The sequence below is a fragment of the Aquimarina sp. RZ0 genome, assembly GCF_008370685.1.
In the GTDB taxonomy this organism is placed as follows: Bacteria; Bacteroidota; Bacteroidia; order Flavobacteriales; family Flavobacteriaceae; genus Aquimarina.
The window spans coordinates 33,537-50,237 of sequence record NZ_VTZU01000040.1 but is presented as its reverse complement, the minus strand read 5'-3'; the positions used below and the strand labels follow the sequence as shown (position 1 = coordinate 50,237).

Below are 16,701 nucleotides of genomic sequence, written 5' to 3'. Positions count from 1 at the left end.
TTGCCTTGCATAAAGAAAAAATAATTCAATGAATTTATACGAATTTTTTAATCACAAATCGTATCACAATATCAATATATAATAAATCATCGTCCACCAATTTGATATTTATAATATATTTTGTTCTTATATTTCACTTTTACACCTCATGCTACTGATAATCAAAGTATTTTCTTTTACCGCAAATTCAAACAATAAATGGTATAACAGGGGTATTTTTTAAGTATACAATTCTTATATGAAATCAGCGTAAACTGAATCAAATTATTTTTTGATTCAGACGAGAAAGAAAATTGACAGATTGCAGCGCTATTGGCTTTTTTTATTTCGAAGTATGAAATAATTTTGTAGGTAATTTCGTTTGAGAATTGAATTATTTACGGAGTAGACATATCTAAAAAAAGCCAAAACCTCCTTTGCTTATTTCTCTATTTACAAAAAGGTCCACCCATATATTTAAACATCAATTCGTTACACAATTTAACATTAAATTTCCCTAAAAAAATGTAAGGTGCTCTTCCTCCAACTGACAAACATTAGATTATTATTAACCAAATTAAAATCAAATGAAAAAACTTATTTTTCAAATTTCAATGTTTGTAATGGCAATTACAGCCTATGGACAATCTACAGCAACATACGATGTTGTTTTTACAAGTAATTGGGAAGCCCATGGATCACTTCCTGGTAGTAACGCTCATTTTACTGAACTTGTTGGTGCCACCCATAATAAGGACATCACTTTTTTAAGAAATGGAGGTATCGCAACTTTAGGAGTAGAAAGAGTCGCAGAAACAGGGTCAAACGGAACATTTTCCGGTGAAGTAAACAGAGCCATTAATAATGGTACCGCAGATCAATATATCGAGGGACCAAATCTTTTTTTTAACGGTACAGGCAGAACAATTACCATCAATGATTTAGCTGTTAGTTCTGAGTATCCGTTAGTATCTCTTCTTTCTATGATTGCCCCTAGTCCTGATTGGATTATTGCTGTAAACAGTGTCTCTTTATTAGACACTTCTGACGAATGGATTCAAAATATCACTTTGGATCTATTTCCTTATGATGCAGGAACCGAAGAAGGAACAACTTATTCGCTAAACAATCCTGCTACAAATCCAAAAGAGCCTATCTCCAGCATAAGAGGCATTAGTCCTTTTAATTCTGAAAAAATAGGCACATTAGTTTTTACATTAAAATCAGTAGATACGGGTGGAGGAAACACTAGCGAATGCACTACAGCGGTAACTGATTTTCCTTACAATCAAGGATTCGAATCTACCTTAGGAGATTGGTCTCAAGATACTTCAGATGATCTCGATTGGCTCATTAACTCTAATGGCACTCCTTCTAGAGGTACAGGTCCGGATAGCGCTATAGAAGGGACTGAATATATATACGTAGAAGCCTCCGGAAATACCGTAGGGTTCCCTAGAAAAAGAGCGATTATCAATTCTCCTTGTTTTGACTTAACTCAAATGAGCACAGCTTCTTTTACATTTAAATATCATATGTTTGGTAGTAATAATATGGGAAGCATTGATCTAGAAGTAAGCACAGACAATGGTGCTAACTGGACAAGCATATGGAATAAAACAGGGAACCAAGGAAATTCGTGGTTTAGCGAAAATGTAGATCTTAGCCCTTACACAAACACTAGTATCAAATTAAGATTTAACAGACTAACAGGAACTACCTGGCAAGCAGATATCGCCATTGATGATATTACGGTAACTGCAACTTCTTCCTTAGTTACTAAAAATAGCAATACCATTACCCAACCATTGGTATCAAAATTAAAAATACATGCGAACCCTGTACAAGATGGCATTTTAAATATTAGTATATCAAATGAAACTAAAGGAAATTATACCATTAATAATCTTATGGGTAAAACTATGCATTCCGGAATTTTTTCTAACACCATTAATGTAGAAAAACTGGTTTCAGGAATATATCTTATAAACGTTAAAACTAAGGATGGAGCTGAATATGTTGAACGTTTTATAAAGCAATAATTTTCAGTTCTTATACGCTTCTTTGACGCTCAAAACATGTAAACAGCGTACGTTAAACAAGTATATTGCAGAGCTCACGTTGCGTAAAAAATAATACCTCAATTACAAATCTCCTTGTATATGTTAAGAGATTTGAAATTGAGGTATTTTATTATATGATAATCTCAATTAAAAAAGTATACCATATACTTCTTCACAAATTATCATACTACTACTTTTATTCTTATATGATAGCTTTTACAACTTCTTTTTTTGCTTCTTTTTTAGAGCCATCAAATCCTTCAACACCTCCCACAGTCGTATACTTCATTACGTATTTTTTATCTGGAAAAATTCTTTGATACGCACTCTGACACATAATTGCAGCTTCATGGAAACCAGAAAGAATTAGTTTTAATTTACCCTTATAGGTATTTACATCTCCAATAGCATAAATACCAGGAATATTAGTTTGATAATCGTATGAGTTATTTACCTTAATAGCATTCTTTTCGATCTCTAATCCCCAATCGCCTATCGGCCCTAATTTTGGTGACAATCCAAATAAAGGAATAAAGTAATCTGTTTCAAAATGTATATCACCTTTTGTTTTATGTTTTATACCAACAGCAGTTAAATGATCTTCTCCTTTTAGTTCTTTTACCTCTGCTTCTGTAATAAGGTTTACTTTTCCTAATTTAGAAAGTTCTGCAACTCGTTCTACAGAATCCAAAGCTCCTCTAAACTCGTTACGTCTATGTACCAAAGTGACTTCACTGGCTACATCTGCTAAAAAGATGGACCAATCCAAAGCAGAATCTCCTCCTCCAGCAATAACCACTCTTTTGTCTCTATACACTTCTGGATCACGAATGATATAGGCAACTCCTTTATCTTCAAAATCAAGAATATTAGGGATTGGTGGTTTACGAGGCTCAAAAGAACCTAAACCACCAGCAATTGCAACCACTGGTGCATTATGCTGTGTTCCTTTATTGGTCGTCACTAAAAAAGTATCGTCTTCTAGTTTTTCGATAGTTTCTGCTCTTTCGCCCAATGTAAAACCAGGTTCAAAAGGCTTTATCTGTTCCATCAGATTATTTACTAAATCTCCAGCCAGAATCTCTGGAAAACCAGGGATATCATATATTGGTTTTTTAGGATATATCTCTGAACACTGTCCTCCAGGTTGAGGCAAAGCATCGATAAGGTGCGTTTTTAACTTCAGTAATCCTGCTTCAAAAACGGTGAATAATCCTGTTGGTCCCGCTCCGATGATTAAAATATCAGTCTTGATCATTTTCAACTTCTTTTTTTCCTATTAATCCTTTGGTAAATTCATTAAGTGTTTCCACTTTTTCTTCGAAATCACCTTTTATTGTTTTTCTATATTCGTTTAAATTCTTCACTAAATCGTCTACATTTTCTGGAATTACCTCCTCAAAAAACTGACGTAATCGTTTGGCTGTTGTAGGTGATTTTCCATTAGTAGAAATCGCTACTTTCACATTCCCTTTGCTCACAATGCCACCCATATAAAAATCACAATATGGAGGATTATCTGCTACATTAACCAATTTTGCCTGCGCTCTACAATCTTTCCAGACCTGAATATTCACCTCTGGAATATCTGTAGTAGCGACCACAATATGACGCCCTTCCAGATATTTCTTGTTATAAATATCAGTAACCCTGGTCACGCAAAATTTTTCTGCCAAGGCTATTGTTTTTTCTCTAAACATTGGCGAAACCATAGTTACCTTAGCATCCGGACTCGATTTTAATAAGAACGTTAGTTTTTCTTCTGCTACATTTCCTCCTCCTACAATCAGAACACTCAAGTTTTTAACTTTCAGAAAAACCGGATATAAATTATTTCTTTCTTCCATCTTATAGCTATCCATAACTATCAAGATACAATTTCTTCTTGAATTTTATTATAAATAGAATTTAATTTAGCTTTTTGTTTCACAATATTATTAATCTCGATGTAACATTTAACAACTTACTTACGCGTTTGTTACTTCTAAGTTTCTGTACTCCTGAACTTTTTGTAAAAACTGTTCTGCACTCTTTATATAATCTACTGCAAAATCTTTACTTGGTGAATTTTTCTTTAATTGATATATTAATTCTGCAAAAGTACCGTCCAATGCTATCTTTCCACTCGCAATAAATTCTTCATCAAACTGATTTATGATTCCTGCATGTGTATTTGTCTTTTTATTTTCTGCCAGAAGCATCGCTTTTGCCGAGTTTACCAAGGAACTATAGGCGTGGTAAATTGCATCAGAGTACACTCGATTTTCGAAAGAAATTTTGGCATTTTCTATCTTTTCCTGGCTTTCCAGAAACAAGGTAGCAATTAGATCAATAACTACACCTGCACATTCTCCTATTCCGATTGCTTTTACATATTCTTCTTCAGTTCCCCAATCGATAAAATCTTCTTGGGTAAGGTTATCTACATTAGATAAATCTGTCAGAAAATCATAAAAATATTTCTCTCCTCTATCTGTATAATAATCCACAAAAGTTTTTCCATTCGAATTTGCTTCAAAATCATCCAGAATTCTTCGTAATGCTTCAGGTCCTCTTCTACTTGGTATTTTTACCACCTTATCTGCAAAGCGACCTTTTCCTGATCCTAAATTTCCTCCTCCCAGCAATACTTGTAGTGCTGGCGCTACTAGTTTATCTTTTGTACGCACAGACATTCCCTGAAAACCAATATTTGCCATATTGTGTTGCCCACAGGCATTCATACATCCACTGATCTTAATAACCAAGTCTTCTTTTTCGAGATATTGAGGGTATTCTGTTTTTATAACTTTTTCCAGTTCTTCTGCAATACCTGTACTACTGGCAATACCTAGATTACAGGTATCTGTTCCTGGACACGCCGTAATATCTACCGCTTTATTATATCCAGCTTCTACAAATCCTAATACTGATAATTCCTGATAGAAAAATGGTACTAAATCTTCCTTTATAAAAGGAATCAAAATGTTCTGACGTAATGATAATCTGATTTCCCCAGCAGCGTATTTATCTACTAAATCTGCTAGTAATCTTGCCTTATCTGTATAAAAATCTCCTAATAGCACTTTAATCCCAATAGCTACATACCCTTTTTGTTTTTGCGGAATCACATTGGTAGATTTCCATAAATCAAATGCGTTTTGGTCTTTTATTCCTGCTTGCGGAGCATCGATTGATACTGGTACAGATATCTTGTATGCCTCTGCATCAATAGCAACAGTTTTTTGCGCTATCGCTTTTTGTTCTGCTTCTACTAATTCTTTAAATGCTTCTAAGCCTATATCTTTTACAAGGAATTTCATTCTGGCTTTGGCTCTACTTTTACGTTCACCATAGCGATCAAATATTCTTAATACTCCTTCCATTAAAGGAATAATTTTATCTGAAGGTAAAAAGCTATATAATTCATCTGCCAGTCTTGGTTGCGAACCTAATCCTCCAGCCAACATTACTTTAAATCCTCGCACACCATTTTCAATTTTAGCGATAAAACCTAAATCGTGCATATAAGAGAGTCCTGTATCTTCTTCGGTTCCTGAAAAAGAAACTTTAAACTTACGTCCCATTTCCTGACAAATAGGATTTCTCAAAAAGAAACGAAATAAAGCATCTGCATATGGAGAAACATCAAAAGGTTCTTTTGGATCAATTCCAGCAGTTTCTGAAGCTGTTACATTACGAACTGTATTACCACAAGCTTCTCTTAGGGTTACATCATCTTTTTCTAATTCTGCCCATAGTTCTGGAGTTCTGTTCAGATCTACATAATGAATCTGTATATCCTGACGTGTTGTAATATGCAATCGCCCTCTGGAATATTCATCAGACACCTCACAAATTCTTCTTAACTGATTACTTAGCACTTTGCCATAGGGTAACTTGATACGAATCATCTGCACTCCTTCCTGCCTTTGTCCATAGACTCCACGTGCTAAACGAAGACTTCTGAATTTTTCTTCATCAATCTTTCCTTTATGGAATTGCTCAATTTTATTGGCTAATTCAATAATATCATTCTGGACAATCGGATTCTCTATTTCAGTTCTAAAACTTTGCATTTTTTTTCGTATTTTATCCTTTCAGGAAAGAATGTAGTTATGACTTTTGTATAACAGTTTTTTATTCTAAAATCTTGTTTTTTTCTTTTCAGTTACGACTTATTCTATAAAGCCTACTCCTGAGGTATTATTGGTTTGAGAGTCTATTAATATAAAAGAACCTGAGGCTTTATTTTTACTATATGAATCAATAGCCAATGGTTTGCTCAATTGTATCTGAACTTTTCCAATTTCATTTAAACTCAATGAATTTTTATCTGTATTCTCTCCAGAAAAATCTGTGGAAATAGTACCGCTAATATTTTTTATTTTTGCCAACACTCTATTACTTCCACTCTGTATAAAATAATTAGTTCCGGGATTTAGATGCTTACTATCCATCCAGCATACAGTAGCAGTTAATTGTTTTTCTATTCTTGGTTTTTCTGATGACTTTACGATCATATCTCCACGACTCACATTCACATCATCTGTCAATGTAATTGTACAAGAACTTCCTCTACCTGCTGTTTCAAATGTTTTGTCAAAGAAGAAAATCTCTTTTACTGTTGAAGTTGTTAATGAAGGTAAAATTGTTACCTCATCTCCTACAGAAAGATCTCCCCCATATAGTTTACCAGCATATCCTCTAAAATCGTGAAATTCATCTTTTTTAGGACGAATAACTGTTTGAACAGGGAAGCGAACTTCTGCTTTTTCATATACATCCTGAGCATCTAATTCTTCTAAATGTTCTAGCAATGTTTGACCTTGATACCAAGGTGTGTTAGCTGATTTGTCCACTACATTATCTCCTTGTAAAGCACTTACCGGAATGAAGGTAATATTCTGTTCTTTATACTCACTTTTCTCAATTAACTCTTCAAAATCTGCTTTTATAGCTTCATATTTATCTTGAGAAAAATCGACTAAATCCATTTTATTTACTGCAACAATCACATCTTTTACCCTTAACAAGTTATTGATAAAAAAGTGTCTGTATGTTTGTTCTATAACGCCCTTTCTGGCATCTACCAAAATTATGGAAGCTTGCGAGGTGGATGCTCCTGTTACCATATTCCTGGTATACTCTATATGTCCGGGAGTATCTGCGATGATATAGCTCTTTGTTTTTGTAGAAAAATAAATATGTGCTACATCAATTGTTATTCCTTGTTCACGTTCTGCAACTAATCCATCAGTCGCCAATGAAAAATCCAGGTAATCAAATCCATTTGCTTTACTTCTGGTCTCTATTGCTTCTAATTTATCTGTAGTGAGCGATTTTGTGTCGTACAATATACGTCCGATCAGGGTACTCTTACCATCATCTACACTTCCTGCTGTTGCTATTTTTAGTACTTCCATCTTATTTTTGGTTGATGGTTGATAGTTATTTATGAATCCTATTTGTTAGATTTCATAAACTGATAATAATTAACTATCTCCAGTTATTATTTTTAATTCACATTCTTTGTTGGTCTTTTCAGCTAAAAACAGTTAACTTTTAATCATCGACCTACAAGTAATCTTAGAAATATCCTTGTTGTTTTCTTTTTTCCATTGCCGCTTCAGATCTTTTATCATCAATACGAGCTCCTCTTTCTGATATAGTAGATTCTCTTATCTCAGCAACTACTTTTTCTATCGTTATGGCATCAGACAATACTGCTGCTGTACAAGACATATCACCAACTGTACGAAATCTTACCAATCTTTCTTCTACCACCTCATCATCATCTCTAAACACTACATCATCTTCTGCAGACCAAATCATCCCGTCACGTACAAAAGTTTTACGTTTATGCGCAAAATATATAGAGGGAATTTCTATATCCTCTTTTTCGATATAACTCCACACATCTAATTCTGTCCAATTACTAATTGGGAATACGCGTACATTCTGCCCCAAATCAATCTTTCCGTTTAGGTGATCAAACAATTCTGGACGTTGATTCTTTTCATCCCACTGTCCAAAATCATCTCGTACTGAAAATATACGTTCTTTTGCTCTTGCTTTCTCTTCATCTCTACGAGCCCCGCCAATTGCAGCATCAAATTTAAATTCTTCTAATGCATCCAATAACGTTGTGGTTTGCAAACTATTGCGACTTGCATATCTCCCTTTTTCTTCTATTACTTTACCTTGATCTATAGAATCTTGTACATTACGAACGATTAATTCTACTCCTAGCTCTTGTACTAAACGATCTCTAAATTCTATAGTTTCCGGAAAATTGTGACCTGTATCTATATGTAATAAAGGAAAGGGAATCTTACCTGGATAAAAAGCTTTCTGAGCTAATCTGACCAAGGTTATAGAATCTTTTCCTCCAGAAAAAAGTAAAACAGGTTTTTCAAACTGAGCCGCTACTTCTCTAAAAATATAAATTGCCTCGCTTTCTAAAGGGTTTACTTTTAGCAATTTTGAATCCACAACTTGTTCTTTTATATTTTCAATTACTTCCATTCTTTAATTTCTTTCTTGATTAACTAGTATGTAATCCACATTCTCTATTTCCTAATACTTTTGTAGGATCAAAGTATTTAAATTCGTTTGGTAAATTATTTTCTTCTAAATACACATCCAGTTCTGCATCGCTATAATAATAAAATGGACTCACTTTCAGCACTCCATCACTTCCTAAGCTCACAATATCCAACGAATCTCTTAAGGCCGTTTGTCCTTTTCTAAGATTAGTAAACCAAACATCCGGTGTATGATCAGCCATGGCTCTTTTAAAAGGTTCTAATTTTACCTGTTCTGTAAATATTTTATGTTTCGGATCTTCAATGTCCGGAATTCCCATAACAACATCTCTATGTGATGATGTTTGTTTTGGTACATACAACTTAACATTAAGGTTTAATAACGCAATCACTTCTTCTGCGTGTCTATACGTATTAGGAGTATTATAGCCAGAATCACACCAAATCACAGGAATAGTAGACAATGCACGTACACAAACACTTAATATTGCCGCCTCGTATGGTCTGAAATTTGTTGTTACCACCGGCTTTTCAGCATTTGCAACTGCCCACTCTATAACCTCTAAAGGCGTTTTATCTTTAAGTTTTGTATTTAACTCTTGTATTTCTTTTTCTGTAAATTTCATCTTCCCCATTTAATGCGATTCCAAATTCTTTCGTGAAAGAAATAAAGAATCATTTTTGTAACAAAATCAATAGATGCAATAGAAGTCGCCAAAGCCATCTGTCCTGTAAGAATGTAAGACACTATTAATGTATCCAAAGTTCCTACTACTCTCCAACTTATAGCCTTAACGATACTTCGCAAAGGTTTTTCAGAAACTATATCATTCTGATAAGTTGTTTTCTCTGTAGCTACTTTATCTAAAATCATTTGATCTACAATCATTTTTTTAATTAAAATCTAATACCCTATCGGATTAGTAGATTATTAAACAAATATATACATATAAATTAATTACTTGGTCTCAATTGTTTAAAAAATATTACTAAAAACAAAAGAATTACGATATTATCAATAAAAAGCCTAGTAGTTTAGTAGATTATTACTTTTTGAATTCATAAACTTTATTTTTGAGTGAATTAATTTTAATCTACTTTACCCAGGTGTATTCATTTATTTTATGCAATTACTGTAGCCTCTGTCCCAAATGCTACTCATCTAAAAGAAACAATCTCTCTTCTTCATAAGAAAAACGCAGGACTTACCCTGATAAGCTTATATAAAACACAACTAGTTACCCTATTTACAAAATTGATAATCAATGGTTTATTTATTTTTTAAATTGTGTTTAATTTGGAAACAATCTTAAATTAAATTCTTTTTTTAATTTAATCAATTGATTATAAAATAGATTTTGTTTTTATTGAAAATTTGAAATCTAACCCAATACCCTTAACAAAAAGCAAACTGATTAGTTACTACAAAATTCACTTGTATCAGAACGATCTTAAGCTATAAAACAATGTTTTGATCATTTTTTCGGCATCACACTGTTATGTTTTTAATTATCATCATCAATAGTATATAATCTTGAATGTCTTTAAAAATGCACATACAAAATATAACTCATTATGCTAAAAAACATTTTAAATTTTGATGGAATTCAAAAACTAAACAAGGAGCAACAAATCTTTATTCATGGAAGTCTTCAATACTCCTGTGGCACCGGTAGAAACTGTGCTTCTGCGGCAAACTATACTATATATTGTAATATATATAGAAATAAATGCATATATACTCCTATCGAAAAGACTGGATCTGTTTTATAAATAAAAAAATACGCATTGTCAGATTGAGCTTGTCGAAACCCATTGAAATCAGCTCCCTAAAGAACTTCGGCAGGCTCTGTTTGACATCATATGAGTAGAAATATTAAAAAATAGCATAAATTTCGCATATCGTTAAATGCAAAAGACGCTATCATTATTAGTTTGTTAAAAGCTAGATACTCTTCTTCTCTACACAAAAAATAATAGGTAATCTTCGTGCAACAATAGCACTACAACCTCATTGAAATTAAAACTATATTTTACCCAAAGCCTGCCCAATATCCGCAATAACATCATCAATATGCTCCAGACCGACAGAACATCGCACCATTCCATTTGTAATACCGACTGCTAATTTATCTTCAATCGCCAGTTTACTATGCGTTGTAGAAGCAGGATGCGTAACAATCGTTCTGGTATCCCCCAGATCGTACCATTTTTTTCACAAATTCATGGGTGATCTATAAACTATGAAACAACTCTTTCTAAAAAAAGGGAGAAATTCACACTTTTGTAAGAAAGAACTTTAGTTCTTTTGAGGAAATACCATCCTTTTATTAAAGAGTACTTCCCTAATTTTACACTCCATAAAAAAAATGCTCTTTTAGGGGTAACAATTTGTGGAATTATAACACTATTGTATAGAACCCTGAATATTTGGGTATTGTTGATCAACACAAATTATTTTATTAATCTTTAAATCTCAAAAAAATGAAAAAATTATTTTTAGGGCTAGTATTAGCCGGAACTATGGTGAGTTTTACCAATTTAAATGCAAATGAAGCTACCGAGGTTACAGACACCATTTTACCTCAATGCTGTACTTCTGAATTAGGAGGAAATTCTGTTACTATATGTGAAGGTAGTAACAAATGTGAAAGAGCTCTAGAATTGGTTATTATAGCGAATTCTAGTAATTAATAATCTCATTTTAAGAACAGCCTTAAAGCATAAAAATATGCTTTAAGGCTTAAAATTATTAAAAAAATGAAGAAACAAATTGTAATTCTTTTTTCACTTTTGATATGTTTTAGTATGCTATCGCAAGTTTCATACAAAATTGATTATGAGTTCACGGACCAACATAATTATACTTGTGATAGTAGTTTATATATTAATTCGGATGAAACACTTTTCAAAATTAATGATACCAGAGAAACTGGAATTAAAACAGATGAAAGTACTAATGATATGTTTTTTGTGATAAACGATGAACTATCGAGGTTTATATATTGTATAAACAGCAAAAGTCATACAAGAATCCCTTATAGAGGAAGAGAATTAACATATGAATTTGATAGTTCTCATTTACCATGGAGTTTTACTGGTAATTCAAAAAAAATAGGTGATTATAATTGCTCTGAAGCCATTTTGGATCTAAATGGAAGAAGCTATAAAGTATGGTTCACTTCAGAGATTCCTATAAATTATGGCCCTCTAAAATTAAATGGGTTACCAGGCCTTATTTTAGAAGTTATTGTGGACAATAATTTTTTTCATTTAAAAATGCTGAATATAAAAAAAGTGTCCTATCCAAAGGAATTGAACGATTTTAAGGCATATTTTAAATCTAAAAAAGTACTACCATACAAAGAATATGAAAGTTTAGTCATAAAACTGATGGCAGAGCGAAAAATAAAAAAAATAGCGCAGATTGCTGAACTAGGTGGTCTTTTGACTTATGCAAAAGATCAGAGAAGTTTTACCAAACATCTAATTGATATACCAACTAATCTTGTTGAAGAGTTACAAAAGATTAATTGATAAAATTTTCACCAAACTCTTAGTTATGCTATTCTGTTTATGAATAGAATTTCTCGAAATGCTACAAAAGAAAATTTGAAAATTCGAGATTTTCATCAAACTAAAAATAAACTATTTCCTGTTGGGTCAGCTGACTGCTTATTTATTTAACCTATCTAGATAGTTAAATAGAAAATTAGATAAAATAAACGAATGTCTATAAAGCATATTAATTTTTTGTTCTTTGTTTTTTTTATATGTATTACATATTCACAAAAATTAGAAGTTACCGTAAAAGATAATTTGGGTAAACCTATACCCAGAGCAAATATTGTGATCAAGATTTCACAAGCAACTTCTGAAGTTTCAGAGTTCTTTATTACTAATGACAAAGGCTTTTTTTCTTATAATCTGAAAAAAAAATATGATAATGAAATTTTCATAGAAGTGAGTGCTTTAAATTATGAAAAAACTACAAAAATCATCGGTGAACCAGAAACAAACGAAACATACCGGTTTGATTTTATATTGGCCTCCAAAGCAACAAAACTTGAAGAGGTAATTATTTCTGAAAGAAAAAAATTTAATATTAAAAAAGATACCATAGTTTTTAATACTGAAGCCTATAAAGATGGAACCGAACGAAAAGTAGAAGATCTTATTAAAAAACTACCTGGAATGGAAGTCGCCGAAAATGGTAAAATCAAATACAAAGGAAAAACTGTAAAATCGGTACAGCTAGACGGTGATGATTTATTTGGATACAATTATGCCGTGGGTACCAAGAATATCTCTATTGATATGGTAGATCAGATTGAAGCAATTGATAATTACTCTAAAAATCCATTACTAAGTGGAATTAAAAATTCTGATCAGGTAGCTCTGAATCTTAAACTAAAAAAAGGAAAAGTTGATTTTTCAGCGACTCCAAATCTTGGATATGGGTTCGGTAATCAATCGTATTATGACCTCTCTACAAGTGTCTTAGGAATTTCTAAAAGTTTTAAATCTTTTGGCACACTATCATACAACAATATTGGGGTCGGTAATTCACCTTTTGATTACTTTTCTAGATCGACTAGTGTGGAGAAATTAGTATACGAAGATTTATATAGTAAGACTATTATAAATCAAACTCCGCTAAATAGTGTATTGAATAACGATAGAACCCGAGTGAATAATGAATGGTTTGTCAATTATAATTTTATCTATCGCTTTTCTCCAAAACTAAGCATCAAAACAAATTTATATTATGTAGAAGATGAATTTTTTCGGCAAGAATTGTTCCAAAATACTTTTTTCCTTTCTGATGAAAATATAAATTATATAGATCAAACAGATATCATAAGAAGACCTGATAACAAAAGGTTGGATCTTGGATTAACTTATAATCCGTCCAAAAAATCTTTACTAGAAATAGAAGCTTCTGTTAGTAGAGAAAGAGTATCCGATAACAGCAACTTTATCCGAAACTTGGAAACAAGTTCTAACGTAAGCCTACATACGGATAACTTTTTTCTTAATAATAAATTTAAATATACCCATAAACTAACTGATAATAGCGCCCTTCAACTAATTTCTCAGTACTCACGCAATAATACACCACAAAGGTTTAGTACTTTTGGAAACTTTTTGTCTGAAGAAATTATAAATAACCAATATTTTCAATTTAGCGAGTATCGCAAAGAAGTATTTCAAAATAATTTGGTATTCTTAGGAAAAAAAAGAAAAACAAAATATGCTGTGATTGCGGGGTTTAATTATTATGACAGCCCATTTAAATCTTTTTTGCAAGAAAACGGAATAGAATTATTTGATTTTAAAAATGATTTTGAATATAAAAAAGCAAATCAGTATACACATTTTTCTTTGACATATAAAAGCAGAAAACTAAAAATAGAGCCTTCTTTAGTTATGAATTGGATTTCTCAAAGATTAGATAATAAATTGACACAGTTCAATACTAAAAATTCGGGTTTTTATCCAGAACCTTCATTAAAGCTGTCTTATCATCTAAATCCTGTTTCTACCTTACGTTTTACTGGAAACTTAGAACAAAAAACACCTAATGAAAATGTTCTTTTTGAAAATGGTATCATAACAAATAATCGCTTAGTAACCAGAAGTATAACATCCTTAAACTTAGAGAAACGGCAAAAATATGTACTTAACTACAGATACAATGACTTATTTAAAAATATTGACCTCTCTCTAGCTACAGGCTATACTAATAGAAAAAATGTATATCTATCTAATATAAATGTGAATTCTAATTTTTCTGAAGTTACTTATTTCCAGTTGCCAGTGCATCTGGATGACTACTTTTTTTCAATGTCTTCAGAGAGGTATTTAAGTTTCATAAAAACTACTTTTAAGTTATCTTCTCAATATACTATATCAAATTTTAAAAATATTATAAACCAATCTCAACTACGCAATGGACAAATGGATAACTTTAATGCTTCTATCTTTACTAAGACAGCCTTTAGAATTCCCATAAATTTCCAAAATAGTATTACATTCAATTCTTCAATATACAAAATAGGTGACCTACAAGCCAATAGCAATAACACTATTAAAAACTCTTTTAAAACACTATTTAAACCTCATAGCAATTGGTTCCTAACTTTGTCTTATGATTATTTTAAACCAAATACCGAAAGTAGTAAGGATTTTTCTTTTTTGGATTTTGAAATTAATTATAAGCCTAAAAAAATAAAATGGCTATCAGCTCGGTTTGCTGGAAAAAATTTATTAGATACTATAGTTTTTGAGCAAACAGATAATTCAGATTTCTCGACTACATTGTATCAAAGTAATTTGATTCCTCGCTATTTTATGTTATCGCTAGATGTAAGTCTCTGATACTTTTATCACTTATCTAATTATCCTGTGTAAAAACCTCTTCCTAACAAACAATTAAAATTTATCAATTCAAAACTTCAAGAAAAATTTTATTTGGGGTTTTGACATTAGAAAGGTAATAGAAACACCTTTTCAGACCTCTCTAATTTTCATATTTTATCCAAAGCATGCTCAATATCCGCAATAACATCATCAATATGCTCCAGACCGACAGAACATCGCACCATTCCATTTGTAATACCGACTGCTAATTTATCTTCAATCGCCAGTTTACTATGCGTTGTAGAAGCAGGATGCGTAACGATCGTTCTGGTATCACCCAGATTGGCAGAAAGTGAACACATCTTGATACTATCAAAAAAAGTACGCCCTCCTGTTACTCCTCCTTGCACCTCAAAAGCTACAATATTACCTCCTGATTTCATCTGTTTTTTAGCCACTTCATATTGAGGATGCGATTTCAAGAATGGATATTTCACCCAATTTACCTTAGGATGTGCTTCTAAATATTCAGCCAGTTTCAAGGCATTCTCGCAATGACGATCTACTCTGACAGCTAATGTTTCCAAACTTTTTGATAATATCCAGGCATTAAATGGTGATAAGGCAGGCCCCGTATTACGAGAAAACAAATAGACCTCCCTAATCAATTCTTTTTTACCTACAGTTACCCCTCCCAGAACTCTACCCTGACCATCAATTAATTTTGTAGCAGAATGAATAACCAGATCTGCTCCAAATTTTATTGGATTTTGTAAATAAGGCGTAGCAAAACAATTATCAATTACTAATAGTACATTATGCTTTTTTGCAATTTTCCCCAGCGCCTCTAGGTCCAAAACGTCTACTCCTGGATTGGTAGGCGATTCGGCATAAATAATTTTTGTATTGGATTTTATTAAGCTTTCTGCTTTAGCAATATCATCTACCTGAAAATAACTTGTTTCTATATTCCATTTTGGAAAATATTTAGTAAACAATGCATGTGTAGACCCAAAAACCGATCGTGCAGACACAATATGATCTCCCGCATTTAATAATGCGGCAAAAGTAGAAAAAACAGCAGCCATGCCAGTAGCAAAAGCATATCCATCTTCTGCGCCTTCTAGCTTACAAATCTTATCTACAAATTCTGTGGTATTAGGATTACTGAAACGACTATACAAGTTACGATCTTTTTCCTCTGCAAAAGAAGCTCTCATCTCCTCTGAATCCTCAAAAACAAAACCAGATGTCAAATACATTGGTGTAGAATGTTCTAAGAACTGAGTTTTCTCGGTTTGTGTTCGAATCGCCTGTGTCTCAAAATTTTGTTTCTCTATACTCATATTTCTTGATCATTAACCAACACTTTATATACTACGGTAGCAGTTGGTTCTAGTGTTTTAGATACAGAACAATATTTCTCAAAAGACAATTCTGCTGCCCTCTTAGCTTTTTCTAAAGCAATATCCCCTTCGAGATAAACAGTAACGGCTATCGTTTTAAAAGGTTTGGCTCCACCTGCTTCTACACGCGTTCCATCTACTTCTGCTCTGTAGGTTGTAATTTCCTGTCTTTGTTTCTTAAGTATTGATATGATATCAATTGCACTACAACCCGCAACCCCCATCAGTACATACTCCATAGGACTTGGCGCAAGATCATGCCCCCCCACTTCGGCTTTGCTATCTATATGAGTAACATGACCTCTTTCATTTGTTAGTTCAAAATGATAATCATTATCAATTCTTTTTAATCGTATTTTCATT

At 32.4% G+C, this 16,701-nt stretch carries 14 protein-coding genes and 1 pseudogene; 5 read left to right on the top strand and 10 right to left on the bottom strand.

Features of this window, described 5'->3' with window-relative positions; all coding sequences use genetic code 11:
- Nucleotides 1-566: 566 nt before the first annotated feature.
- The gene (locus F0000_RS15870) at nt 567-2,021 is read left to right on the top strand and encodes a spondin domain-containing protein (protein WP_149625712.1); all 1,455 of its coding nucleotides are present in this window, start codon (nt 567-569) and stop codon (nt 2,019-2,021) included.
- A 223-nt stretch (nt 2,022-2,244) separates the two neighbouring features.
- On the opposite strand, the gene F0000_RS15865 is transcribed toward F0000_RS15870, so the two are convergent.
- The 7 genes from F0000_RS15865 to F0000_RS15835 form a co-directional block, all read right to left on the bottom strand.
- Nucleotides 2,245-3,300: an NAD(P)/FAD-dependent oxidoreductase gene (locus tag F0000_RS15865; RefSeq protein ID WP_149625711.1), complete on the bottom strand. Its 1,056-nt coding sequence runs from the start codon at nt 3,298-3,300 to the stop codon at nt 2,245-2,247.
- Nucleotides 3,287-3,904, bottom strand: coding sequence for a bifunctional precorrin-2 dehydrogenase/sirohydrochlorin ferrochelatase (locus F0000_RS15860; RefSeq protein ID WP_255452768.1), 618 nt, complete (start codon nt 3,902-3,904; stop codon nt 3,287-3,289). Before F0000_RS15860 ends, F0000_RS15865 begins: the two co-directional genes overlap by 14 nt.
- Before the next feature lie 105 nt (nt 3,905-4,009).
- Complete coding sequence (locus tag F0000_RS15855) at nt 4,010-6,100, bottom strand: HEPN domain-containing protein (RefSeq protein WP_149625710.1); 2,091 nt, start codon at nt 6,098-6,100, stop codon at nt 4,010-4,012.
- Nucleotides 6,101-6,199: 99 nt separating this feature from the next.
- Entirely contained in the window at nt 6,200-7,447 is a 1,248-nt protein-coding gene (locus F0000_RS15850; RefSeq protein WP_149625709.1) for a sulfate adenylyltransferase subunit 1, read from the bottom strand.
- A gap of 163 nt (nt 7,448-7,610) precedes the next feature.
- Entirely contained in the window at nt 7,611-8,549 is a 939-nt protein-coding gene (gene cysD / locus F0000_RS15845; RefSeq protein ID WP_149625708.1) for a sulfate adenylyltransferase subunit CysD, read from the bottom strand.
- A 19-nt stretch (nt 8,550-8,568) separates the two neighbouring features.
- Nucleotides 8,569-9,195, bottom strand: coding sequence for a phosphoadenosine phosphosulfate reductase family protein (locus F0000_RS15840; RefSeq protein WP_149625707.1), 627 nt, complete (start codon nt 9,193-9,195; stop codon nt 8,569-8,571).
- Entirely contained in the window at nt 9,192-9,458 is a 267-nt protein-coding gene (locus F0000_RS15835; RefSeq protein ID WP_188112145.1) for a DUF2061 domain-containing protein, read from the bottom strand. Before F0000_RS15835 ends, F0000_RS15840 begins: the two co-directional genes overlap by 4 nt.
- A 686-nt stretch (nt 9,459-10,144) precedes the next feature.
- Here F0000_RS15835 and F0000_RS15830 point away from each other — a divergent pair.
- Nucleotides 10,145-10,342 (top strand): hypothetical protein, encoded by a 198-nt coding sequence (locus F0000_RS15830; RefSeq protein WP_149625706.1) that lies wholly within the window; start codon nt 10,145-10,147, stop codon nt 10,340-10,342.
- 253 nt (nt 10,343-10,595) lie between these two features.
- Here F0000_RS15830 and F0000_RS15825 read toward each other — a convergent pair.
- Nucleotides 10,596-10,772: pseudogene (locus F0000_RS15825) on the bottom strand (PLP-dependent transferase); the annotation flags it as partial.
- A gap of 281 nt (nt 10,773-11,053) precedes the next feature.
- On the opposite strand from F0000_RS15825, the gene F0000_RS15820 reads away from it, so the two are divergent.
- From F0000_RS15820 to F0000_RS15810, 3 genes are all read left to right on the top strand, one after another.
- On the top strand, nt 11,054-11,263 hold the full coding sequence (locus tag F0000_RS15820) for a hypothetical protein (RefSeq protein WP_149625705.1): 210 nt from the start codon (nt 11,054-11,056) through the stop codon (nt 11,261-11,263).
- Nucleotides 11,264-11,329: 66 nt separating this feature from the next.
- Nucleotides 11,330-12,106 carry a GLPGLI family protein gene (locus F0000_RS15815; protein WP_149625704.1) on the top strand — a complete coding sequence of 259 codons (777 nt, stop codon included), beginning with the start codon at nt 11,330-11,332 and terminating at the stop codon, nt 12,104-12,106.
- 192 nt (nt 12,107-12,298) lie between these two features.
- Entirely contained in the window at nt 12,299-14,950 is a 2,652-nt protein-coding gene (locus tag F0000_RS15810; RefSeq protein WP_149625703.1) for a TonB-dependent receptor, read from the top strand.
- A 149-nt stretch (nt 14,951-15,099) separates the two neighbouring features.
- On the opposite strand, the gene F0000_RS15805 is transcribed toward F0000_RS15810, so the two are convergent.
- Nucleotides 15,100-16,278: a PLP-dependent aspartate aminotransferase family protein gene (locus F0000_RS15805; protein WP_149625702.1), complete on the bottom strand. Its 1,179-nt coding sequence runs from the start codon at nt 16,276-16,278 to the stop codon at nt 15,100-15,102.
- Nucleotides 16,275-16,700 (bottom strand): OsmC family protein, encoded by a 426-nt coding sequence (locus tag F0000_RS15800; protein WP_149625701.1) that lies wholly within the window; start codon nt 16,698-16,700, stop codon nt 16,275-16,277. The genes F0000_RS15805 and F0000_RS15800 overlap by 4 nt, the downstream gene beginning before the upstream one ends.
- Nucleotide 16,701: the final 1 nt, after the last annotated feature.

Excerpts from the sequence above, each read along its gene's own strand:
- F0000_RS15870 (WP_149625712.1), top strand. The coding sequence starts at position 567 with ATGAAAAAACTTATTTTTCAAATTTCAATGTTTGTAATGGCAATTACA.
- F0000_RS15865 (WP_149625711.1), bottom strand. The coding sequence starts at position 3,300 with ATGATCAAGACTGATATTTTAATCATCGGAGCGGGACCAACAGGATTA.
- F0000_RS15860 (WP_255452768.1), bottom strand. The coding sequence starts at position 3,904 with ATGGATAGCTATAAGATGGAAGAAAGAAATAATTTATATCCGGTTTTT.
- F0000_RS15855 (WP_149625710.1), bottom strand. The coding sequence starts at position 6,100 with ATGCAAAGTTTTAGAACTGAAATAGAGAATCCGATTGTCCAGAATGAT.
- F0000_RS15850 (WP_149625709.1), bottom strand. The coding sequence starts at position 7,447 with ATGGAAGTACTAAAAATAGCAACAGCAGGAAGTGTAGATGATGGTAAG.
- cysD (WP_149625708.1), bottom strand. The coding sequence starts at position 8,549 with ATGGAAGTAATTGAAAATATAAAAGAACAAGTTGTGGATTCAAAATTG.
- F0000_RS15840 (WP_149625707.1), bottom strand. The coding sequence starts at position 9,195 with ATGAAATTTACAGAAAAAGAAATACAAGAGTTAAATACAAAACTTAAA.
- F0000_RS15835 (WP_188112145.1), bottom strand. The coding sequence starts at position 9,458 with ATGATTGTAGATCAAATGATTTTAGATAAAGTAGCTACAGAGAAAACA.
- F0000_RS15830 (WP_149625706.1), top strand. The coding sequence starts at position 10,145 with ATGCTAAAAAACATTTTAAATTTTGATGGAATTCAAAAACTAAACAAG.
- F0000_RS15820 (WP_149625705.1), top strand. The coding sequence starts at position 11,054 with ATGAAAAAATTATTTTTAGGGCTAGTATTAGCCGGAACTATGGTGAGT.
- F0000_RS15815 (WP_149625704.1), top strand. The coding sequence starts at position 11,330 with ATGAAGAAACAAATTGTAATTCTTTTTTCACTTTTGATATGTTTTAGT.
- F0000_RS15810 (WP_149625703.1), top strand. The coding sequence starts at position 12,299 with ATGTCTATAAAGCATATTAATTTTTTGTTCTTTGTTTTTTTTATATGT.
- F0000_RS15805 (WP_149625702.1), bottom strand. The coding sequence starts at position 16,278 with ATGAGTATAGAGAAACAAAATTTTGAGACACAGGCGATTCGAACACAA.
- F0000_RS15800 (WP_149625701.1), bottom strand. The coding sequence starts at position 16,700 with ATGAAAATACGATTAAAAAGAATTGATAATGATTATCATTTTGAACTA.